The following is a 21,699-nucleotide window of genomic DNA, read 5'->3' as shown; positions in this document are numbered from 1 at the left end:
GCCGCCGCCCGCGCCGGCGACGGGCTCCAGCTCTCGCGCGCGACCCGATGGCGCGACGGGAGCGTGGCGCAGGCGCAGAAGAACCAGGCCGCCTGGATCGAGGCCTACCGCCGCGCCTGGACCCGGACCGACGCGCCGCCGCGAGTCCAAGCCTCCCGCGCGGTGTATCCGCATCCCGATCGGGCGGCGGCCCTGGAACTCGTCACCCCCGGCGTACGCCGCTGGCAGAGCTGGGCTCCCGCCGAGCGGGGCATCGGGAACCTCGATGTCGCGGAGTATCTCGACGCCGATCACGCCCTGGTCGGGCCCGCGCCCGAACTCGCCGCCGCACTGGCCGCGGATCCCTCGCTGGCCGATATCACCGATCTGCTGGTGAGTTTCGTCCCGGGCGTCCCGGAGCACGACGAGCACCTGCGACTGCTCACGACCACGGCGCGGGACTTGGCCCCGGCGCTGGGCTGGTCCCCGGCGCTCGCCTGACCCACCTACCCACTGCCGCACGAGAGGCCACCATGCCCGGATTCCATCTGAACCTGTCGCTCATGACACCGGGGCACTTCCGCCACGCCTGGCGTGCTCCCTACGCGGACCCGCTCGCCTACCTCGATATCGACTACTTCCAGCGCCTGGCCCGGATCGCCGAGGCCGCCGCGATCGACGCCGTCTTCCTCGGCGACGGCCCCGCCCTGCGCGGGGAGATCGAGGAGGCGCCCGGCACCGGCATCGATCCGCTGGTGCTGCTGGGCAATCTGGCCGCGGTGACCCAGCGGCTCGGCGTCGTCATCACCGCCTCCACCACCTACAACTCGCCCTACAACCTGGCCCGGCGCTTCCAGGCACTCGATCACGTGACCAAGGGCCGGGCCGCGGTCAATATCGTCACCACCGGAACCCCCGCTGCCGCAGCCAATTTCGGCCTGACCGAGCATCCGGACAAGACGACTCGCTACCGCCGGGCCTGGGAATTCCTGGACGTGGTGACCCGGCTGTGGGACAGCTGGGAGCCGGATTGGCTGGTCGCCGACAAGTCCGAGGGCCGCTACGCCGACACCGCCAAGATCCACCGCATCGATCACGAGGGCGAGTTCTTCTCGGTGGCGGGTCCGCTGCCGGTGCCGCCGGGACCGCAGGGCAGACCGGTGATCGTGCAGGCCGGAGGCTCGGAGGGCGGACTGCGGCTGGCGGGCGATTTCGCCGACGTGGTGTTCACCGTCGCCCAGACCCAGGCCAAGGCCGTGGCCTTCCGCGAGGACATCCGCCGCCGCGCCTCCGCCTCGGGCCGGCATCCCGACGATGTGAAGATCTCGCTGGGCGTGGTGGTGCTGGTCGCCGCCACCGAGGCCGAGGCGCGCGAGCGCGAGCGGAAACTGTACGCGCAGTTGCCGATCGAGCGTCTCACCACGACCCTGCTGGCCAATCTCGGTCTGCCCGAAGGCAGTTTCGGTCCCGAAGACCCGATAAGTGCGTCGGACCTGCCCGATACCGTTCCCGGCGGGGCATTCTCGACCGGGTTCAGCGTGTCCACCCGGGCGCTGCTGGCCGAGGGGCCGCGCACCCCGCGAGAGCTGATCCAGCGCGGCGCGGGCGGCGCGGGACATCGGCTGCTGGTCGGATCCGCCGAGCAGGTCGCCGATGATCTGGAGTCCTGGTACCGGGCGGGCACGGCCGACGGCTTCACCGTCATGCCCGCGGAGACCGCTGTGGACCTGGAGGCGTTCACCACCCTCGTGGTGCCGATCCTGCAGCAGCGCGGACTCTTTCAGCGTGAATACGGTGCCCCGACCCTGCGCGAGCGCTTCGGTCTGAGCGTCCGGCACCGCGGGAACGACGTGGACAGCGTCCCCGCCTGAGGTGGTCCGGCAGCACCGATTCGGTCCGATCCCACAGCCGGGATCGGACCGTTTCTATCCGGCGACTTTCTCCGGCGCCACCGCGACCGCGCCGCTCGTGCGGGCCACGGGTACCAGCGCCGAGGCCGCGATCAGGGACGCCGTACCGGTGAGCACCAGAAATCGCCAATCGCTGAGCCAGGCGGCCGCGAGCGGAGTTCCGGCCCGCGACAGGGCGATCGGCACCGTCATGACCGCGATGATGCTCGCGAACCGTGCCACGCCGAACGCGCCGGCCACGATCGAGGGTCGTGCCACCACACTGGTGCCGTAACCGAGCCCGAACGCGGTGACGCACACCAGGGTCAGCGGCAGCGAGGTGCCCGCCAGCGGCAGCGACACCAGCCCGAGGCCCTGGATCGCGAAGGTGCACGCGGTCACCGTGGTCATCCCGAACCTGCGGGCCAGCGGCGCGAGCGCCAGCCGTGACCCGATCTGCGCCACGCCCACGGTGAGTGGGAGCGCCCCGGCCACCGCCGCGGAATACCCGACGTCGCGGAAGTACGTCATCATCATGAGCAGGAACGCCGAGGTCGATCCGCTCTGCGCCACGAAAGCCACGACCATCAACCAGAAGTGGGCATCGCGCAGGGCGTCGCCGATCGGGACACCGCTGCGCTGCGCGACCCGGGTGAGATGCGCCGATCGGCCCGGCACCGCCCACCAGTGCGCGGGCAACGCCAGGGCCAGCACACCCGCCAGCACCAGAAGCGTTGCGCGCCAGCCCAGCTGGGTCTCGAGCCAGCCCGCGAGCAGATAGTAGAAGCTGGTGGCCAGGCCGCAGATCATGGTCACCGCGACGATCGCGCCGTCGCGGTGCCGGGCATCGGTCGCGACCACCAGCACCGCGAACGCGGCCTCGTAGGTCGACATGGCCAGGGCCAGGCCGATCAGCACGAAGGCGAGATACAGCTGAACCAGGCTGTGCGCCTGCGACCACAACACCACCGCGGCCACGCCGATTCCGGACCCCGTGGTCATCAGCACCCGGCCGCCGTACCGGTCGAGCAGGGTGCCCACCGGCAGTGCGGCGAGTGCGCCGATCAGCGTGGATATCGTTGCCGCGACGGTGATCTCGGTGCGCGAGACCCCCAGCGCGTCGGTCATCGGGATCAGCAGGGCGGTGAACGCCTGGATCATCGCGCCGTACGCCACGGTCTGGGTGACCGCGAACACGGCGATCAGGCGTCGCCGATGATCGTGCTCGGAGGCGGTGCCTCTGTGGACGGGAGTGATCGTCCCCGCGCTCATTCGGCCAGCAGCGGCAGCAGCTGATCGCCCTGCCGCTCGATCTCCGGCAGGTACGGGGTGTCCGACAGCACGAAGTGAGTGATGCCCAGGTCTCGGTAGCGGCGCAGGGATTTGGCCACGTCCTCGGGAGACCCGACCAGCCAGGTGGTGCCCGCACCGCCGCCGCCGTACCTGCCGGGCGTGGTGTAGAGATTGTCGTCGAGCACCTCGCCGCGGGCGGCCAGATCCAGTAGCCGCTGCTGTCGGACGGCGGTGCGGCGGTGCGGATTCTGTTCTCGATCGCCATGCCGGTCCGCCATCTCGGCCACCTTGGCCTCGGCCTCGGTCCAGGCCTGTTCGGTGGTGTCGCGCACGAATGTGGTGACCCGCAGCCCGAATTCCAACGGCGGATGCTCACGCCCGAGCGATGCGCTCAGCGCCCGCAACCGTTCGATCCGCTCGGCGATGCCCTCGAGCGGTTCGCCCCAGAACAACTGCACATCCGCCTCGGTCGCCGAAACCCGTTCCGCTGCTTCGGAAGCGCCACCGAAGTAGAGCTTCGGGTGCGGTCTGCCCGGGCGCGGTGTGATGCGTGGCTGCACGGTGGAGTCGGCGACCCCGAAGTGCTCGCCCTGATAGGTGACCCGCTCCTGGGTCCAGAGCTTGCGCACCACCTGCAGGAATTCCTTCGTGCGGGCGTATCGGTGCGCCTGATCGCCCTCGCTGTCCCCGTAGGCGGCCAGATCGTCGCGGCCGGACACGATATTGACCCGGACCCGCCCGTCGGTGAGTTGATCCAGCGTCGCCGCGGCGGCCGCGAAGTTCGCCGGCCGCCAGTAGCCGGGCCGGATCGCGATGAGCGGTTCGAAGGTGGTGGTGCGGGCGGCGAGGGTGGCAGCCAGGGTGAAGGTGTCCGGGCGGCCCCACCCCGCGCCCAGCAGCGCGCCCTTCCAGCCGTGTGTCTCCAGCGCGCGGGCCTGCTCGGTGAGGGTGTCCAGGCTGTTGTGCGCGTCGGTGACCGGTTCGCCGCGGTGGCCCGGAGTGACCTGATTCGGGATGTACCAGAGGAATTCGAGACTCATCGAGGTGTTCCTGTTCGTGATTCAGCGAGCCAGCCGGGTGAGCTGAGCTCGGCGGACGTCGGTGGTCTGCCCCTGCACCAGCACGAAAAGCGCTGAGCGAGCGTGAAGTTGGGCGGTGTCGTCACCGGCGAGTCCGCGCCCGGCCCGGGCGATGAGCAGGGCGCGGGTGATGATCGAGAGCGCCTCCCCGCTGGCGGCCTTGGTGATCAGGCGCTCGTCGAGACGGTGGGTGCCGCCGCCGCGGGCAACCGCCTCGTCCGCGAGGGCGTATGCGGTACTGCGGATTTCGGCGATCCGAGGTCGCCAGGTCGCCGCCACCGTGTGCGCGAGCTCGTGCGAGGACTGCTCGAGCTCCCGCAGAACGGTTTCGGCGAGCCCGAAATGATGGCCCCGGGCATCGGCGGCGGTGCCGTGATCGAGGAATCTGGCGTGCTCGAGCGTGTGCGCGGCCAGCACATGGTCCTCGGGGACGAAGACCTCCTCGAGCCGGACGCGTTCGGTGCGACTGCCCGCCACCGCGGCGAGCTCCAGCGGGCCCGCGCTGCGGGTGCTCTCGCTCACCGGAACCAGTGCCAGGACAACGGTGTCGGTGAGCGGATCCACCGCCGCGACGGTCAGCGCCGAGTTCAATCCCCACCCGCTGACCCAGGACAGTGTGCCGCTGAAGATCCATCCGCCGGGGACGGCCCGGGCGTGGATGTAGTGGTCCGGGTACCGGCGCACATCGCTGACGCCCGCGCCCAACAGCAGTTCGCCGCGCAGCACCCGCTGCGCGAGTTCCGGCAGAGGCCGGTCTTCGGTGCCGGACTCGGCGATCCGCGCGGCGAGCGGAGCGTGCTGCGCCCACACCAGCCAGGTGTTGAAACATGCGCCCGCGATGATCTCGTGCACGCGCCGATCGGCGTTCCGCCCGAGTCCCAGGCCGCCGTACTCGGCCGGGGCCAGGTGATTCAGCAGGCCGAGATCGGCGAGTTCGGTGATCCGGGCGGGACTCACCCCGTTCCGATCGGTGTCGAGCGCTGCCGGACGCAGCACACCTTCGGCGTACTCCCGCACCCGCGCGACGAAGGGATCGTCGTCCGCGGCCGTCACCGCCGCGGCGGCATCGACCGCCGTACTGCCCGCTGTCATCGCTCGCCTTCCGATCGTGTGCCGCACGACTGCCCGGCCGCAATTCGACATCGGGATTATGAACCCGGATTTGCGCGGTAAGCGGATCGCACACAACGGCGTTCACACCGATTACGCCACCTGATCTGGAATTGCTCGATATGTACAGACATAAATTCGCCGAGAGTCCAGCTGTTCCCGGCGTATTGCTTTAACCGCGCACGTATTCCGGCGACTCGGCCGAGCGTGGTCCCCGGCATGACTTTTCACAAAAACTGAACGATTCACGAAGAACAGCTTGGTTGTTCGTTCGGAGCCGCATGTGCACACTTCGGGGTACATCAGCACGCGGTACTCGGTGATTTCGAGGAGTTCTCTCATATGCCCTCAGGCAAATTCGCGAAAGCGGCGGTGGCGGCCATCGCGGCCGCTCTGGTCGCGACCGTCATGACCGGATGCGCGGCATCCGGAAATCACGCCCCGGCGGGGGATGACGGCGGTACGCCGGTCGCAGGCGGCACTTTACGATTCGCGGTTCTGGACGCCCCGGCGAATCTGGATCCGCATTCGGGCAGTTCCTATCCGGAATCGTTGATCACCAGCAATATCACCGACAAGCTGACCTATCAGAACCCTGCCACCGGTGCGATCGAGCCCTGGCTGGCGAAGTCGTGGGAGATCGATCCGGAGCTGCGGGAGTTCACCTTCCATCTGCGCGACGACGTCACCTTCAGCGACGGCAGCAAGTTCACCGCAGACTCGGTGAAGGAGAACTTCGATCTGCTCGGCGTGGGCAACAAGGCGCTGGGCATCGTGCCGGTCACCGCGTACTGGGTCGGGTACGTCGGCACCGCCGTCCTCGATCCGGCGACGGTCAAGGTCACCTTCGACCGGCCGAACGCCGGTTTCCTGCAGGCGCTTTCGCTGTACTTCTCCGGTATCGTGGGCCACTCGACGCTGCAGCTGCCCAAGGATCAGCGCGCGCTGGCGCAGAACATCGTCGCCACCGGGTCGTTCGTGGTGGCCGAGCACGTCTATCAGCAGAAGACCGTGTTGCGCAAGCGTGCCGGATACAACTGGGCGCCCGCCAGCCGCAAGCACAACGGTGACGCCTATCTGGACGCGGTCGAGATCGACGTCATTCCCGAGGCCGGCGTGCGAACCGGAGCACTGCGCTCGGGCACCGTGGACGCCATCCTGGACGTGAACAACACCGACGAGGCGCCGCTGGCCTCGGAGGGATATCGGATCGTGCCCCAGCTCATTCCGGGCCGGGACATCTCGCTGGACCTCAAGACGGATCTGTTCCCGACCAACGATCGCGCCGTGCGTGAGGCGGTCAAGCTGGGCTGGAACCGTGACGCGCTCGCCAAGACGGTGCTCACCCCCAGTTACGCGGTATCGAGTTCGGTTGTCTCCAAGCGTGTTCCGGGTTGGGTCGACTTCTCGCAGGACCTGCGCCAGGACCAGAAGCGCGCCGAGCAGATCCTGGACGCGGCGGGCTGGAAGAAGGGCGCGGACGGCATCCGGGTCAACGGCGAGGGCAAGCGGCTGGAGCTGGCGCTGCTGGGCATCAGCAACCTGGTCAACAACAAGCCGGCCTACGAGCTGATCCAGCAGGATCTGCGCAAGATCGGCATCGACGTGAAGCTCAACGTGCTGCCGATCCCGGACTACACCGCCGCGTCCACCCAGCAGCAGCGCTGGAACATCCAGGTGGCCAACCAGAGTCGCGCCGATATCGCCGTGCTCGAGCAGGTGTACTCCCCGCAGTACACCAACATGTCCAAGCTCGCGCCCACCGATCCGGCCTACCAGCAGGCGATCGACACCCTCAGCGCGCTGAGCAAGACCCTGGACCCGGCCCAGAGTGCCAAGGCGGCCGAGGCCGCGCAGAAGTTCCTGCTCGACGATCAGGTACTCACCGTCCCGGTCTACAACCCGGCCCAGGTGACCGCGGCCAGTGCCCGGGTGCACAACGTCGGCTACGAGGCGCAGTCGCGGAACGTCTTCTACGACACCTGGATCGAGCCGAAGTAGCCGCCATGACTCGATATGTGCTCGCGAAGCTCGGCCAGGCCGTATTCGTGGTGTGGGGTGCGTACACGGTGACCTTCCTGCTGCTGTACGTACTGCCCTACGACGCGGTGGACGTGCTGTTCGACCCGAACGACGTGGCCATGCTCAGCGATGCGGACAAGCACAACGCCCGCGTGTACTACGGCCTGGACCACAACCTGATCGGGCAGTACCTGCACCGGCTGCTGGCTGCCGCGCACGGTGACTTCGGCGCCTCCACCCGCACCGGTCAGCAGGTGTGGCCGCTGATCCTGTCGGTGCTGCCGCAGACGGCGCTGCTGGCCGGGGTCGCCCTCGTGCTGGCGGTGACCATCGCGTTGACGGTGGCGCTGATCGCCGCCGGAATTCGCAGCCGGTGGCTCACCGATCTGATCGCCTCCCTGCCCGCGGTGGGGGTGTCGGTGCCGGTGTTCCTGCTGGGATTGGCTCTGCTGCAAGTGTTCTCGTTCCAGCTCGGCTGGTTCCCGCCCATCGGGAACAACGGCCTCGACGCACTGATCCTGCCCGCGGTCACCCTCGCGATCCCCGTCTCCGCTCCCATCGCCCAGCTACTGGTGAAGAACTTCGAGAGCGGGTTGCGGGCCGGGTACGTGACGGTCTCGCTCGCCAAGGGCGCGACTCGCTGGTGGGTGCTGATCCGGGACGTGCTCAAGAATGCGAGCCTGCCCGCGCTGACCATCGCCGGGGTGGTGTTCGGGCAGGTACTGGCCGGCGCGGTCATCGTCGAAACCGTCTTCTCCCGTTCGGGATTGGGGCGACTCACCGAGACCGCGGTCCGCACCCAGGACGTGCCACTGGTGCAGGCGGTGGTGGTGTTCGCGGCGCTGGTGTTCGTGAGCGTGAACTTCGCGGTCGACCTGATCTATCCGCTGCTGGATCCCCGGCTGCGGACCCGCCTGCGGACGAGGACCACGTCATGATCGCGCAGCACACCCTCACCCCGGTGCCAGGCACGCGCGGGTGGCCGGTCGCGCTGCTGCGCCGCGCGAGGGGTATCCGGCCGGGGCTCGCGCTGTCCTGGGTGGTGATCGCCATGGTGATCGCGTGGGCGGTCGCGCCGTCGTGGTTCACCGGATACGACCCGTACGAGGGTGATTCGGATGCCAGCTTCAGCGCGCCGAGCGCGGCGCATCTGTTCGGCACCGACCGGCTGGGCCGGGATCTGCTGGCGCGCACCATCTACGGCACGTCCACCACGGTCAGCGCGACCCTGCTGGCGGTGGCGCTGGGCTTCTTCCTCGGCGCGACGATCGGCCTGTTCAGCGGATTCGTCGGCGGCCGGATCGACGCGGCTGTCATGCGCGTGATCGACGTGCTGCTGGCGATCCCGAGCCTGCTGCTGGCCATGACCGTGGTCACCGCGCTCGGCTACGGAACGATCAATATCACTGTGGCCGTGGGTATCTCGGCCGTCGCCGCGTTCGCGCGAGTGATGCGCGCGGAGGTGCTGAAGGTGGCGGGCAGCGATTTCGTCGAGGCCGCCTACGGCGCCGGGTCGGGTTTCGGGCGCGTGGTGTTCAGGCATGTGCTGCCCAACTCCGTCACGGCGGTGGTGGCGCTGGCCGCGCTGGAATGCGGTTCGGCGGTGCTGGCGGTCGCCGCGCTGGGCTTCCTCGGCTACGGCGCACCGCCGCCGGAGCCGGAATGGGGACTGGCCGTCTCCGAGGGCCGGGACTTCCTGGCCACCTATCCGTGGATCTCGATCCTGCCGGGCGTGCTGATCGCCGTGGTCGTGTTGTCCACCAACCGAATCGGACGATCGCTGGGAGGGTCTTGATGAGCGAGCAACCACTGCTGCGGATCGAGGATCTGCATGTGGACTACCGGCCCCGAGGTGGCGCGCCCGCCGCGCACGCGGTGCGGGGGGTGTCCCTGACCGTGCGGCCCGGCGAATTCGTCTCCGTCGTGGGTGAATCAGGTTCCGGCAAGAGCACCACCGTGCACGCGGCGCTGCATCTGCTCCCGGATTCGGCCCGAGCCCGCGCCAGCGCCCTGGAGCTGAACGGGCTAGACACCACCGGGTGGGGCGATCGGCGGCTGGCCAGGTTGCGCGGCCCGTTCGTCGGATTCGTGCCGCAGGATCCCGGCACCTCGCTCAACCCGGTCAAGCGGGTGGGCATCCAGGTGCTCGAGGCGCTGCGCCTGCACCGGCGGATCGACGCGGGCGCGGCGCGCGAATTGGTCTTGGCCAAACTGGAATCGGCCGGGTTGCGGGATGTGGACCGGGTCTACCGGCAGTACCCGCACGAGCTGTCCGGCGGGATGAAACAGCGGGTGCTGATCGCCATCGCGCTCGCCAACGATCCGGCGCTGCTGGTGGCGGACGAACCGACCTCCGCGCTGGATGTGACCGTGCAGAAGGTGATCCTGGATCGCCTGGCCGAACTGCGGTCCACGCTCGGGCTTGGTGTGCTGCTGGTGACCCATGATCTCGGTGTCGCGGCCGAGCGCTCGGATCGGTTGATCGTCATGCAGCACGGGCGGATCGTGGAGGAGGGTCCGGCCGCGGCACTGCTGGCCGCACCGCAACACGAGTACACGCGCAAGCTGATCGCCGCCGCGCCCTCCCGGCGCAGCGAGCGGCTCGCTCCGGCGAGGCGGGTGCCGGGCAACGTCACCCCCCGCGACAGGGCTGCTCAGCCCGCTGCCTCGGTGCCGACCCTGTTGCGGGTGCACGAGCTGTCCAAATCCTTCGGCGGTGTGCGCGCGATCGACGGCGTCTCGCTCGAGGTGACCGCGGGGACCACTCACGCCCTGGTGGGCGAATCGGGTGCGGGAAAGTCCACGATCGCGCGGATCGCGGTCGGCTTCACCACCGCCGATTCGGGGGAGGTGTGGGTCGAGGGCACCCGGATAACCGGGCTCTCGCGCAGGCAGCTGCGGCCGGTGCGCCGCCGGATCCAGTTCGTGCACCAGAATCCCTACTCCTCGCTGGACCCCAGGTTCGACGTGGAGCAGATCATCGCCGAACCCCTTGTGTCCCTTGGCCTGTCCAGCGGCACCGCGCGGCGCGAACGGATAGCGGGCCTGCTCGACGCGGTGGCCCTGGACCGTTCGTTCCGCGGTCGCAAACCCGCCGAACTGTCGGGCGGACAGCGCCAGCGCGTGGCGATCGCGCGGGCACTGGCCGCGGATCCTCGCATCCTGGTCCTGGACGAGGCGGTGTCGGCCCTGGACGTGTCGGTGCAGGCTCAGATCCTGCAACTGCTCGTGGATCTGCAGCAGTCGCAGGGCCTGACCTACCTGTTCATCACCCACGATCTCGGTGTCGTGCGTCTGGTGGCCGATGACGTGACGGTGCTCCGCGCGGGACGGGTCGTCGAAACCGGAACCGTCGTCGGCGTTTTCGCTGATCCCGCCGATCCCTATACCCGTGATCTGCTCGCAGCCGTGCCCGGTGCGGAGGTCGCATTGGCGACGTCCGCCTGAACCGGTGGCCCACCGGCACAGCCAGAAAGGTGAAAGACGAATGACAGTCGAGACAGCCACGCGGCCCGCCGCACCACACGGACTGGACGAGGACGCGTTCGCGTCCGCCCTGGACCGGATCGCGGCGTTGGCCGAACACTACGACCGGGCCGCGGTCTTCCCGGTCGAATCCTTCGAGATACTGCGTGAGATCGGCGCACCGGCCCTGACCGTTCCGCGCGAATTCGGCGGCGCGGGAGCGGGTCTCGCCGAGGCGGTGGAGGCGATCGAGCGGATCGGCGCGGCCGATCCGTCCGTCGGGCTGATCCTGCAGTGGAACTACACCAATCAGCTCAGCCTGCTGCACCCGGACTGTCCGTGGCCCGAGGAACTCAAAGCAGCCGTCCTGCGCTCGGCCGCGACGGACGGCGCACTGATCAACGGCCTGGGTGTCGAACGGGAGCTGGGCAGTCTGGCCCGCGGCGGCATCCCCGCCACCACCGCGACCCGGCTCCCCTCGGGCGACTGGCGGATCGACGGCGAAAAGGCCTACGCCACAGGGATATCCGGACTCACCTGGTTCACCGTCACCGCGAGCACGGCCGAACCCCGTCCCCGCGTGGCCACCTTCCTGCTCGATCGCGGTGCGAACGGGTGGCGGGTCGAACCGACCTGGAACCACCTCGGACTGCGCGCCTCGGATACCCAGTCGGTGGTCTTCGAGGGCACCCTCGTGCCGCACTCCCGGCTGATCGAGATCCGCGAACCCAGCGGCGGCCTCGCCCCGCGCCGCCCGGCTCGGCAGGCGCTGCCACTGCTGCTCGCCGCCAACTACAACGGCGTCGCCGTCGCCGCGCGCGACTGGCTGACTGCCTATCTGCATACCCGGGTGCCGACCGCGCTGGGCGCTTCGCTGGCGACCGTGCCGCGCTTCCATGATCGGGTCGGCGAGATCGAAGCCGCCATCCAGACCAGCCGGGCGCTGCTGCGACAGGGCGTGGCGGACCTGGCGATCGACGACGCCAGCGCACTGCCCGGGCTGGCCAAACACGTGGCCACCACCACCGCCATCCGGGTCACCGAATCGGCCCTGGATCTGACCGGCAATCCGGGACTGGATCGCCGCCACCCGCTCGAACGCCATCACCGCGACGCCATGGTCGGTCGAATCCATTCCCCGCAGAGCGATCTCGTGCTCGCCGGTCTCGGGCGCGCGGCGATCGCCCGCGCCACCCCCGCCTCCGACAGAAAGTGAACACCTCGACAATGACATCCCGATATCTCGGACGGACCGGAGTCCTCGTCAGCCCACTCACGTTGGGCGCCATGAACTTCGGCGCCTGGGCCAATCGCGACCACGACGACGCCGTGCGCATCATCCATCGCGCGCTCGACGCGGGCATCAACGTGGTGGACACCGCCGACGTGTACTCCCAAGGCGAGAACGAGCAGATCGTCGGCAAGGCTCTGGCCGGGCGTCGCGACGAGGTGTTCCTCGCCAGCAAGTTCCACGGTCAGATCGGCACCGACCCGAACAGCCGCGGCAACTCGCGCCGCTGGATCGTGCGCGCGGTCGAGGACAGCCTGCGCCGCCTCGGCACCGACCACCTCGACCTGTACCAGGTGCACCGGCCCGATCCGGAGGTGCCGCTAGAGGAAACCGTTCGCGCACTGAGTGATCTGGTAGCCGCCGGAAAGATCCGGTACTACGGCACAACGACTTTCGAACCGCATCAGCTGGTCGAGGCGCAGTGGGTCGCGCAGGACCGCAACCTGCACGCGCCGTCCACCGAGCAGCCGCCGTACTCGATCCTGGCCCGTGGCGCGGAGCGCGCCACGCTCCCGCTCGCGCAGCAGTACGGGCTCGGCGTGCTGACCTGGAGTCCGCTTGCGGGTGGGTGGCTCTCGGGCCGGTACCGCGCGGGGGAGAACTCCGCGGAATCGAGCCGCCTGAATCGGCAGCCGCACCGGCACGATCCGGCCCTGGTCGCCAATCAGCGCAAGCGCTCGGCGGCGGAGGAACTCGGCAAGCTCGCCGACGAGGCCGGGCTGTCGCTGGTGCACCTTTCGCTGGCGTTCGTGCTGCAGCATCCGGGCGTGAGCAGTGTGATCATCGGACCCCGCACGCTCGAACAGCTCGAGACCCAACTCGACGCGTCAGAGGTCCGGCTGAGCACCGACATCCTCGACCGCATCGACCAGATCGTCGCACCGGGCACGACCATCAGCCCCGCCGACGAGGGATACCTCCCGCCGTCCCTCACCGACCCGGCCACCCGCCGCCGTACCGTCCCAGGAGCCGACCGATGAGCCTGTCCGACCTTCGCACCCTCGGCCGCACCGGGGTGCGGATCAGCCCACTCGTGCTGGGCGCCATGAACTTCGGCGCCCGGGGAAAGACCACGCACGAAGAATCCATCGCCCTGATCCACCGGGCCCTGGATGCCGGGATCAACATCGTCGACACCGCCGACACGTACTCGCGCGGTGAATCGGAGATCATCGTCGGCAAGGCCCTGGCCGGTCGCCGTGACGAGGTGATCCTGGCGAGCAAATTCCACGGCGCGGTCGACGACGACCTGACCCACCGCGGCAACTCGCGCCGCTGGATCGCGCGCGCGGTGGAGGATTCCCTGCGCCGGCTCGACACCGATCATCTCGACCTCTACCAGGTGCACCGCCCCGAATCGGTGACGGCCATCGACGAAACCCTGGGCGCCCTGGACGATCTCGTGCGCGCGGGCAAGATCCGCTACTACGGCACCTCGGTCTTCTCTCCCGGAGAGCTGATCGAATCCCAGTGGGTCGCGGACCGCCGCAAGCTGAATCGCCCCGCCACCGAACAGGTTCCGTACTCGCCGCTGGTGCGCGGCATCGAACGCGAGACCCTGCCCATCGCTCGCAAGTACGGCCTCGGCGTGCTCACCTTCGGTCCCCTGGCGGCGGGCTGGCTGTCGGGCAAATACCGCCTCGGCGCCGACCAGCCCGAATCCTTTCGCGCCGATCTCATTCCGGGCCGGTTCGATATCTCGGCCCCGGCCAACACCGCCAAACTCGCCGCGGCCGATGCTCTCGCGGTGCTGGCGGAGGAGGCGGGCCTGAGCCTGATCGACCTGTCCCTCGGATTCGCGCTGTCCCACCGTGACGTCACCGGCGTCATCATCGGACCCCGCACCGAAGCACATCTCGACGCGTACCTGCGTGCTTCGAGCGTCGCCCTCACCTCCGACATCCTCGATCGCATCGACGACATCGTCCCGCCCGGAACACTTTTCAGCGAGCGTGACAGTGGTGCCATCCCGCTCGCCTTGGCCGACCCGACCGTGCGCCGCCGCGCGGCCTGACGGACGTCGAGACCCTCTCGACCGACTGATCCGAGAGGTCGATTCGTGCCGGTATGGTCCGAATCGGCCGCTCGGCACGGGGTCCCGCGCGGACAAGCACATCGAGAGTCGTCCCTCGGTAGCACGATGTATCCCGGTCGCGTCCTCACGCGTTGCACTAGAATGTCGGGCGAGTCTGCTGCTCCGAAGCGAACCCGGCTGAACCCGTGGGGAATGCCTCTACCGATGGACGGGACAGCCATGATGCGGGAGCGGGACCGTGGACCGGTGAGATCGCGGTGAACTCCGACCGGTCGGCAGCCGTCCGATTCATGGCCGCATTGCGCGGATTCGGCGCTGATCGTTCCGACCGGTCGCTGTACGGCAATCGGGTGAGCATGGCGTGTACGCGCATCCTGCCCGCCTCCGGCGCCGCGGTGGTCGTCGCGATGCCACAGAACCGCTGGGAGATCATCGGTGCGGACGGCGCCGACGCACTCTGGCTCGCGGACGCCGAGGCCGCGACCGGCGAGGGGCCCGGTCCCGACTGTCACCGCTCGGGTGCTCCGGTGCGAGTGCCGGACTTCTCCGCGGCGCTGACCGCGCGGCGGTGGCCACTGCTGGCACAGTGGGACGGTGCCGCGCCCACGACCCCCATCTGCTCGATTCCGTTGCGGCTCGGTGCGATTCGGATCGGATTTCTGGATCTGCTCGATGCCGAACGTGTGCTCGCCGAGTCTCACACCCTCATCGAGGCCCTGGCCGTCGCCGATGCCATCACGACGCTGTTGCTGTCGGCCCCTTCTCTGAACGGCAGCCTGCACGACGTCGACGTGGATCTGTGGTGGCGACCGCCGCTGTCGACCAGGCAGATTCACCAGGCCACGGGGATGGTCTCGGTGCAACTCGACATCTCGGCGGCCGCGGCCTACGTCCGCCTGGTGGGGCACGCTTTCTCCGCCGCGCGCCGGCTGGACGCCGTCGCCTCCGACGTCGTGGCGCGACGGTTGCGCTTCTTTCCCGACGCCGATCCCGATACCGAAGTCGGCGGGCCCCGGCCCGTGCGGGGTGTGCAGGGCTGAGCAATGCCGTTGGATCCCATAGAATTTCAGAGAAGAGGTGAATCGGAGCATGACTCGAGAAGATGTCGCGCTGACGAGCGCGCTGGTGGGGCTGGTCGACACCTTGGTTGCCGGATACGACGTGGTGGAACTGACCCAGCAGCTGGTCGAAACCGCGGTGGATCTGCTGCCCGTCGACGCCGCCGGCTTGCTGTTGGTCGATACCACGGGTGAACTGCGGGTCTTCGCCTCGACCTCGGAGGAACTGCGCCTGCTGGAACTGCTGCAGATCCAGTCGGCCGCCGGCCCGTGCCTGGACGCGTTTCGCAGCGGTGAACAGGTCCTGGTCCGAGACATCACGCGCGCCTCGCAGTGGCCGACGTTCGGCTCGCGCATGCTCTCCTACGGATTCCACGGAGTGTGCGCGCTGCCGTTGCATCTGCGCGATGAACGTCTCGGGGCCTTGAACCTGTTCACCGAGAGTGCCTCGACCTTGGCGCCGGGTGATCTGCGAATCGGCCAGGCATTGGCCGACTTCGCCACCATCGGTATTCTGCACGCGCGCATGCTGGCTGATTCCGTGGCCGTCACCGAGCAGCTCGCGGCCGCCCTCAACAGCCGGGTCGTGATCGAACAAGCCAAGGGAATGATCGCCGAACGCTCGGGCCTGGACATGAACGCCGCGTTCCTCGCCCTTCGTCAGTACGCTCGCGACGGCAATCATCGTCTGGCCGCGATTGCCGCCGCCGTGGTCGATCGCTCCGTTGCTCTCGATGCCGTTCTGAACGACTGACAACACCGCCGGGCACCGTGCGGTCGACGAAGTTTGCTGTGCCAGAGCGGATTTCTCCTCGCGTGGCGTACGATCGAGTAGTCCTCGCCGAGTCCGGACCGTGCGCTCTGCAGCTCCGTACATTCCTCTGCGAGGTTGTCATGGTATTCGCGGCACTTCCTTCGGCGTGCGCCGCCGCTTTCGCGACGACCCTCAAAGGCGTCCAACCCGTCACTGTCGCACCGCAACCGTTCCTCCCGTCGCACAGAGCCCTGTGGCAGAGGATTGTTCGTTCGATGCGGCCGCTGCGGGATCTGGACTACTCGCCGCGATCCACGGCGACCCCACTCGCGGGATCGGGCTCGGGTGAGGAGAGTACGGCCGCTGTGCGAGACCAGGCGGGGTGATTCACCAGGGTAAAGCGCAGTCGGCACGCAGCCACTCGCTCATCGTCCACGCCGTGCCGTTCCAGCAGAGCCGATTCGCCCACATCGAACGATGTCCCGCGCGGAGATTTCCGTCCAGTGGCCATGGACGTGAGACCGAGGTCGCGACCAGGTATCGACTCTCCTGCGCGCGTTCCGGTGGTGTGAGCCGGTCGCACAGTGCCCCGGCGGCGAGGTCGAGTTCCGCGGCGACAACCACGCCGCGCAGCAATAGCCCACACTGTTCGGTATTTATGGTCACCGCTCTGACCGACCACTGATCGACCGGGTCGCACCGCCCGATATGGCGTCCGCGAGGAGGCGTGACTTCAGCCTGACTGCTGTGATTTCCGGATGCGCTCACGACCTGCCCCGCATGGCTCGGCACTCCGAGCCGCCGGGGTCTCGAGCGGCTTGTGAAGGACGGAAGGATCCCGCTGAGCATGATGCATCCGACATTCACTGGACTGCCCAAGTCTACCTTTTGCCTGGTCGGATGGCATGAAAAATCTTGTGCCAGAATATTTTTCGCGTCCGCGGTTTGTTCCAACAAACCTCCGAAGACGAGGTCTGTGCTCGGGACCGAGCACTTAACCGTGGCAGCGTCAGGCCAGCGGTGTGTCGTCCAGCGCCTTCGCGAGGTCGCCGGGAGTGTCGTAGATGGCGATCGCGCCGGCCCGGGTCAGTTCGTCGTCGCCGAAACCGCCCGAACGCACGGCGATCGCGGGCATCCCGGCTCGTTTCGCCGCCTCGACGTCCCATACCGAGTCACCGATCATCACGCTGGGCGCGTCGCTCGGCGCGCCGACTTTGCGCAGTGCCACGTGCAGCAGATCGGGCGCGGGCTTGGACGCCTCGACATCGGCGCTGGTGGTCCAGTCGTCGACGATGTCACGCGCGTCCAGCTTGTCCAGGAAGACGTCCACATGACGTTCCTGGCCCGAGCTCGCCAGCACCACTCGATGGCCGCGCGCCTTGATCGCCAGGAGCAGATCGCGGGCGCCGGGCAGTGGCGACATCTCCTCGAGCAGCGCGTCGACCTCCTTGCCCTGCTGTTCGCGAGCCTGATCGCCGACGCGGCGCTCGAGGTCCTCGCCGCCGAGAGCCGTGAGCAACTGGTCCCCGCCCATGCCGATCAGGCGATGCAATCGCCACACCGGATAGATCTCGCCCACCGAGCGCAAGGCCCGGTACCAGGCGAGAGCGTGCTGATAGTTCGAATCGACGAGCGTCCCGTCGATGTCCAGGATGGCGATGGGGGATTCGGTCACCGAGGGCGGCTACCCGTCTGCTACTGGTCTAATCACCGTGGCGAGCCGGGTGCGGCCGCGCGTCGGAGTGGTTCAGCGTTCGAATCGGACCTTCAGTTCCGCCAGCCCGCGAATGAGCACATTGGGCTTGTAGGGCGGGTTGTCATCGAGCAGTCGCATCGACCCGACCCGCGCGAGAATGCCCGCGAGCAGCACTTCCATCTCGAGGGTGGCCAGTGGGGCGCCGAGACAGTAGTGGTGGCCGAGACTGAAGGCGAGGTGTTTGGTGACCGGCGCGTGCCCGTCGAACCGGGTGATGTCGAACGTGTCGGGGTCCGCGAATACGCGAGGATCCCGGTTCGCGCACGCCAGCAGGGTGACCACGCCGTCGCCCGGTTCGAAGACCCGATCGCCGAGGGTGGTGCGCACCTTCGCCGAACGGGTATTGAGGTGTGCTGGACCGTCGTAGCGCAGCAGCTCGTCGATGGCCGGGCGGATCAGGTCGGGCTTCGATCGCAGCAAGGCCAACTGGTCGGGATTGCGCAGCAGTGCGAGCAGTCCGTTGCCGACCAGATTCACGGTGGTTTCGTGCCCGGCGACGATCAGGAAGATGATCGTGCCGAGCATCTCCTCCTCGGTGAGCCGGTCGCCCTCCTCCTCGACGGCTGCCAGTCCGCTGATCAGATCGTCGCCGGGGTCGGCGCGGCGTTCGGCGATGAGGGCGCGCAGATAACCGAGGAACTTCGGAGTCGCCTCGGAGCGAGCGTCTTTCGCCTCCTGCGGCAGCAGGTGATCCGGATCCAGGCCCCAGGACAGGATCTGCGACCACTCTTGGATGCGGTCGTGGTCCTGCGCCGGCACGCCGAGGATCTCGCAGATCACAGTCAGCGGAAGCGGATAGGCGATGTCGGTGATCGCATCGAATTCGACTGCGGCCAAGGCGATGTCGAGCAGATCCTCGACGATCTCCTCGATCCTCGGCCGGATCGCCATGATCCGCCGCGGGGTGAACGCCTTCGATACCAGGCCGCGCAGCCGCGTGTGGTCCGGCGGCTCCATCCACATGAACACCGGTGGGAACACTTCCTCCTGACCCGCGTGCAGATGCTCCACCTCTTGGTCGTGGCCCCAGTCGGAACCGGTGAGCACGGCGGCGACCTCGTCGTAGCGGGTGAGCAGGCTCAAGCCCAGCGGCGAGCGGTGGACGGCCCCGAGCTCCTGCAGTTGCCGATACGCGGGAAAGGGGTTGTGCCGATTCGCCGGATCGAAGATCTGCAGCATCAATCGCAGTTCGACCGGCAGTTCACCCGGTGCCGGCGTGGGCTGCGCCGACGGGCTGGCCTGGCTCATGGCTGAGTTCCTTCTCGAGAGGAGCTGTTCGAGCTAACGAGTCCGGGCAAGCATGCGGCCGGAGAACGGATCCGCCGGTGGTGATAGTCGAAATCGCTTGGGTGATCGGATATTCCGAGAATCGACTGCCTCCGCGCCTCCGGGTTGAAGACTGTCGGAATGGCTGGTGCCGACTTGGGAACGATGACACAGCGCGGTACGCGATCGGGACCGAGATACCTGACGGTCCCCGAACTGCTGATCCTGGCCGTCGGCACCTTCACCCTGGGCGTGGACGGATATGTGCTGTCCGGCCTGCTCCCGGAAGTGTCGGCCGACCTTCACGTATCGATGAGCACGGCCGGTCAGCTGACCTCGCTGTTCGCCATCGTGTACGCGGTCGGGTCGCCGATCGTCGCGGCGCTGACCGGCAATTGGGACCGCCGGGCGCTGCTGGCGGGCGGAATGGCGGTGTTCATCGTCGGCATGATCCTGCAGGCCACCGGATCGAGCTTCGCGATGGTGGCGGCCGGACGCGTCGTGGCGGCGCTGGGTGCGGCGGCGTATCAGTCGAACGCGTTCAGCACGGCGGGACTGCTCAGCGACGACGCACACCGCGCCCGCTCGTTGGCCGTTGTCGCCGGCGGTGGATCACTGGCGTTGGTCGCGGGGCTGCCGTTCGGCATCCTGGTCGGCCAGGCGTGGGGGTGGCGACACGCGATGTGGATCCTGGTGGTTCTCGCCACGATCTCCTGCCTCGCGGTGGCGTTCCTGCCCGCGGCGCACGCTCCGAGTCTCGGACTGCGTGGCCGGGTGCGGGTGCTCACGGATGCGCGCGTCGGGAGCGTTCTGATCGGCTCGACCATGGTGTTGCTGCCCGCGTTCCTCCTGATCAGCTTTCTGCCGAGCGTTCTGCACGTCTCGGGCACCCTCGTGGTGATCGCGATGTTCGGTGTCGGATGCGGGCAGGTGCTCGCAACCGCCGCCGTTCCGCGTTTGATCCGCTGGCGAGGTTCGCCGTTCGTGCTGGTGCTGGGCGCTTGTGGCATAACGGTTTTCGCGGCGTTGCTGATCGTGACTCGCACCACCGAGGTCGGCGCGGTGGTGACGTTGTTCGGGCTCGGTGCCGGTGCGGGCGCGGCGATCGTGCCGCAGCAGCATCGCCTGTTCGCTCTCGTTCCCACCCTCGCGCCGATCGCGATGGGACTGAACGGCTCGGCGATCTACTGCGCCGCGGCGGTGGGCGCCGCACTCGGTGGCGCCGTGCTGGCCGTCGGCGGGGCCGGAGCCCTCGCCCCGGCCGCGGCCGTGATCGGACTGCTGGCCGTCACCGTCGCCGCGGTGCTCCGCCCCGAGCGCCGTAACGAGTAGATCGAGTTGCCGGTGTGGGTCGCGCACTCGAGCATGATCGGGTGGTTCGCTGTTCCGATGGTGGGTATGTGCTCGGTATCAGCTGAGTTCGAGCGTGCGCTCAGCGGGGCTTTGTCGGCGGCGTGGGGACGGAAGGGGCGTGCATCGTGGATATCACCGAACTGATTCTCGATGATCATCATGAGCAGCGGCGATTGTTCGCGATTCTGGAGCAGATCGATCGGTCCGAGACGGGTGTGCTCGAGGCGATCTGGAGTCGGTTGGCGAGGTTCTTGGAATTGCACGCGCTCGCGGAGGAGGAGATCTTCTATCCGGCGCTGTTGAAGGTGGGGGTGGCGGCTCATCGCAAGTCCGGGGTGGAGGACGAGACCCTCGACGCGATCGGCGACCACAACGACATCAGGGACGCGGTGGCGGCGGTGGGACGGCACAAGGTCGGCAGTGATGACTGGTTCGAGGCGGTGGCGGCGGCCAACCTGGCCAACAGCGACCATATGGCCGAGGAAGAGCGCGAGGGATTGACCGACTTCCGCCGGTTGGCCGCGCTGTCGCGCCGGCATCAGCTGGCGGTGGAGTTCGCGGCGTTCGAGGCGCGGAACTACGCGGGGGTCGAGTCGGTCGACAAGGATCCCGAAGAGTATGTGCGCAAGGCAGAGCGGGGCCTGCCGACCGGCAACGGCGGATCCGGCGGATCCGGCGGATCACTGAGCATCGGACCGATGAAGAAGAACTGATACCTGCCGCGTTCCATCTGGTCCCACCCGCAATTAGGGCATATGCCCGATAGCGGGTGGGATTCTTTGTTTCTAGTGTGTTCGGTAGCTATGGCTGTCGGATCGGGACGTCGGCCTCGCCACTCTCGATGACGGAATCGCCGGAGACCGGCCCAGCGCTTGTCGCGCGCTTCGATTCGCGCCGACACGCGCGTCTTCGTACTGAAATCGGTTGTGGTGCACGGGAACAAGATGTTGCCGTGCGTGGATGGTGGACTCCCGCAAGGTCGCTGGTTCCGGTGACACTCTGGGGTGAGTCTTTCAAAACGAGGACTCGCTATGCATTGACAGTTCAAGATCAACCAAATTACTGTTCAGTACGATGACTTCAATTGCTCGAAAACCCTTCGCGTGCAGGTCCTCAGCCCAGGGCCTGCCGACGTGAGGCTGTAGTCAGCATCGTCGCTGATCACTCGCGGTATCGAGCCCAGCGCCGCAGCTGGGTCCATTCCGGTCCGGCCCGCGCCATCCCTCGGGTCTCAGGACACCAGCGCAAGACACTCCACATCCGAGGTCTTCGCTGCCCATCGACGGCATCGAAATCCGTTGTCTCGAAGCAGGAATCGGTTCGTATCGACCGTCCCCAGTCGTTGTTCC

17 protein-coding genes and 1 pseudogene are annotated in these 21,699 nt (G+C 68.0%); 13 read left to right on the top strand and 5 right to left on the bottom strand.

The window, feature by feature from the left end; translation table 11 throughout:
- Positions 1 to 480, top strand: a pseudogene (locus NJ1_RS39870) (LLM class flavin-dependent oxidoreductase); the annotation flags it as partial.
- Positions 481 to 512: 32 nt separating this feature from the next.
- Positions 513 to 1,850 (top strand): NtaA/DmoA family FMN-dependent monooxygenase, encoded by a 1,338-nt coding sequence (locus tag NJ1_RS32040; RefSeq protein WP_067702022.1) that lies wholly within the window; start codon positions 513 to 515, stop codon positions 1,848 to 1,850.
- A gap of 54 nt (positions 1,851 to 1,904) precedes the next feature.
- On the opposite strand, the gene NJ1_RS32035 is transcribed toward NJ1_RS32040, so the two are convergent.
- From NJ1_RS32035 to NJ1_RS32025, 3 genes are read right to left on the bottom strand one after another with little or no spacing between them, the layout of a single operon-like run.
- Positions 1,905 to 3,140, bottom strand: coding sequence for an MFS transporter (locus NJ1_RS32035; protein ID WP_067702019.1), 1,236 nt, complete (start codon positions 3,138 to 3,140; stop codon positions 1,905 to 1,907).
- Positions 3,137 to 4,201 (bottom strand): LLM class flavin-dependent oxidoreductase, encoded by a 1,065-nt coding sequence (locus NJ1_RS32030; RefSeq protein WP_067702016.1) that lies wholly within the window; start codon positions 4,199 to 4,201, stop codon positions 3,137 to 3,139. The genes NJ1_RS32035 and NJ1_RS32030 overlap by 4 nt, the downstream gene beginning before the upstream one ends.
- Positions 4,202 to 4,222: 21 nt before the next feature.
- On the bottom strand, positions 4,223 to 5,332 hold the full coding sequence (locus NJ1_RS32025; RefSeq protein ID WP_067702012.1) for an acyl-CoA dehydrogenase family protein: 1,110 nt from the start codon (positions 5,330 to 5,332) through the stop codon (positions 4,223 to 4,225).
- Positions 5,333 to 5,692: 360 nt separating this feature from the next.
- Here NJ1_RS32025 and NJ1_RS32020 point away from each other — a divergent pair, with 360 nt between their 5' ends.
- From NJ1_RS32020 to NJ1_RS31980, 9 genes are all read left to right on the top strand, one after another.
- Positions 5,693 to 7,351 carry an ABC transporter substrate-binding protein gene (locus NJ1_RS32020; RefSeq protein WP_067702009.1) on the top strand — a complete coding sequence of 553 codons (1,659 nt, stop codon included), beginning with the start codon at positions 5,693 to 5,695 and terminating at the stop codon, positions 7,349 to 7,351.
- Between the two features lie 5 nt (positions 7,352 to 7,356).
- Positions 7,357 to 8,310, top strand: a complete 954-nt coding sequence (locus tag NJ1_RS32015) for an ABC transporter permease (RefSeq protein ID WP_067702006.1) — start codon at positions 7,357 to 7,359, stop codon at positions 8,308 to 8,310.
- Entirely contained in the window at positions 8,307 to 9,167 is an 861-nt protein-coding gene (locus tag NJ1_RS32010) for an ABC transporter permease (protein ID WP_067702003.1), read from the top strand. Before NJ1_RS32015 ends, NJ1_RS32010 begins: the two co-directional genes overlap by 4 nt.
- Positions 9,167 to 10,819: a dipeptide ABC transporter ATP-binding protein gene (locus NJ1_RS32005; RefSeq protein WP_067702000.1), complete on the top strand. Its 1,653-nt coding sequence runs from the start codon at positions 9,167 to 9,169 to the stop codon at positions 10,817 to 10,819. The genes NJ1_RS32010 and NJ1_RS32005 overlap by 1 nt, the downstream gene beginning before the upstream one ends.
- Positions 10,820 to 10,859: 40 nt before the next feature.
- Positions 10,860 to 12,053: an acyl-CoA dehydrogenase family protein gene (locus NJ1_RS32000; protein WP_067701997.1), complete on the top strand. Its 1,194-nt coding sequence runs from the start codon at positions 10,860 to 10,862 to the stop codon at positions 12,051 to 12,053.
- Between the two features lie 11 nt (positions 12,054 to 12,064).
- Entirely contained in the window at positions 12,065 to 13,108 is a 1,044-nt protein-coding gene (locus tag NJ1_RS31995) for an aldo/keto reductase (protein ID WP_067701994.1), read from the top strand.
- On the top strand, positions 13,105 to 14,142 hold the full coding sequence (locus tag NJ1_RS31990; RefSeq protein ID WP_157574416.1) for an aldo/keto reductase: 1,038 nt from the start codon (positions 13,105 to 13,107) through the stop codon (positions 14,140 to 14,142). Before NJ1_RS31995 ends, NJ1_RS31990 begins: the two co-directional genes overlap by 4 nt.
- A gap of 206 nt (positions 14,143 to 14,348) precedes the next feature.
- On the top strand, positions 14,349 to 15,203 hold the full coding sequence (locus NJ1_RS31985; RefSeq protein ID WP_157574414.1) for an ANTAR domain-containing protein: 855 nt from the start codon (positions 14,349 to 14,351) through the stop codon (positions 15,201 to 15,203).
- Positions 15,204 to 15,252: 49 nt separating this feature from the next.
- A complete protein-coding gene (locus NJ1_RS31980; RefSeq protein WP_067701987.1) occupies positions 15,253 to 15,975 on the top strand; it encodes a GAF and ANTAR domain-containing protein in 723 nt (240 codons plus the stop codon).
- A 1,009-nt stretch (positions 15,976 to 16,984) separates the two neighbouring features.
- Here NJ1_RS31980 and NJ1_RS31970 read toward each other — a convergent pair.
- Together NJ1_RS31970 and NJ1_RS31965 are read right to left on the bottom strand one after the other, a co-directional pair.
- A complete protein-coding gene (locus NJ1_RS31970; RefSeq protein ID WP_067701981.1) occupies positions 16,985 to 17,650 on the bottom strand; it encodes an HAD family hydrolase in 666 nt (221 codons plus the stop codon).
- 72 nt (positions 17,651 to 17,722) lie between these two features.
- Entirely contained in the window at positions 17,723 to 18,979 is a 1,257-nt protein-coding gene (locus NJ1_RS31965; RefSeq protein ID WP_067701978.1) for a cytochrome P450, read from the bottom strand.
- Positions 18,980 to 19,138: 159 nt separating this feature from the next.
- Here NJ1_RS31965 and NJ1_RS31960 point away from each other — a divergent pair, with 159 nt between their 5' ends.
- Both NJ1_RS31960 and NJ1_RS31955 read left to right on the top strand, forming a co-directional pair.
- Positions 19,139 to 20,329, top strand: a complete 1,191-nt coding sequence (locus NJ1_RS31960) for an MFS transporter (protein ID WP_084479081.1) — start codon at positions 19,139 to 19,141, stop codon at positions 20,327 to 20,329.
- 146 nt (positions 20,330 to 20,475) lie between these two features.
- Positions 20,476 to 21,063, top strand: coding sequence for a hemerythrin domain-containing protein (locus tag NJ1_RS31955; protein WP_067702033.1), 588 nt, complete (start codon positions 20,476 to 20,478; stop codon positions 21,061 to 21,063).
- Positions 21,064 to 21,699 lie beyond the last annotated feature (636 nt).

This window comes from Nocardia jejuensis NBRC 103114 (assembly GCF_001613145.1).
In the GTDB taxonomy this organism is placed as follows: Bacteria; Actinomycetota; Actinomycetes; order Mycobacteriales; family Mycobacteriaceae; genus Nocardia; species Nocardia jejuensis.
This window is presented reverse-complemented; position numbering and strand designations above follow the sequence as displayed.

Bases quoted from the DNA above. Each gene is read 5' to 3' on its own strand.
- NJ1_RS32040 (WP_067702022.1), top strand. From the start codon at position 513: ATGCCCGGATTCCATCTGAACCTGTCGCTCATGACACCGGGGCACTTC.
- NJ1_RS32035 (WP_067702019.1), bottom strand. From the start codon at position 3,140: ATGAGCGCGGGGACGATCACTCCCGTCCACAGAGGCACCGCCTCCGAG.
- NJ1_RS32030 (WP_067702016.1), bottom strand. From the start codon at position 4,201: ATGAGTCTCGAATTCCTCTGGTACATCCCGAATCAGGTCACTCCGGGC.
- NJ1_RS32025 (WP_067702012.1), bottom strand. From the start codon at position 5,332: ATGACAGCGGGCAGTACGGCGGTCGATGCCGCCGCGGCGGTGACGGCC.
- NJ1_RS32020 (WP_067702009.1), top strand. From the start codon at position 5,693: ATGCCCTCAGGCAAATTCGCGAAAGCGGCGGTGGCGGCCATCGCGGCC.
- NJ1_RS32015 (WP_067702006.1), top strand. From the start codon at position 7,357: ATGACTCGATATGTGCTCGCGAAGCTCGGCCAGGCCGTATTCGTGGTG.
- NJ1_RS32010 (WP_067702003.1), top strand. From the start codon at position 8,307: ATGATCGCGCAGCACACCCTCACCCCGGTGCCAGGCACGCGCGGGTGG.
- NJ1_RS32005 (WP_067702000.1), top strand. From the start codon at position 9,167: ATGAGCGAGCAACCACTGCTGCGGATCGAGGATCTGCATGTGGACTAC.
- NJ1_RS32000 (WP_067701997.1), top strand. From the start codon at position 10,860: ATGACAGTCGAGACAGCCACGCGGCCCGCCGCACCACACGGACTGGAC.
- NJ1_RS31995 (WP_067701994.1), top strand. From the start codon at position 12,065: ATGACATCCCGATATCTCGGACGGACCGGAGTCCTCGTCAGCCCACTC.
- NJ1_RS31990 (WP_157574416.1), top strand. From the start codon at position 13,105: ATGAGCCTGTCCGACCTTCGCACCCTCGGCCGCACCGGGGTGCGGATC.
- NJ1_RS31980 (WP_067701987.1), top strand. From the start codon at position 15,253: ATGACTCGAGAAGATGTCGCGCTGACGAGCGCGCTGGTGGGGCTGGTC.
- NJ1_RS31965 (WP_067701978.1), bottom strand. From the start codon at position 18,979: ATGAGCCAGGCCAGCCCGTCGGCGCAGCCCACGCCGGCACCGGGTGAA.
- NJ1_RS31960 (WP_084479081.1), top strand. From the start codon at position 19,139: ATGGCTGGTGCCGACTTGGGAACGATGACACAGCGCGGTACGCGATCG.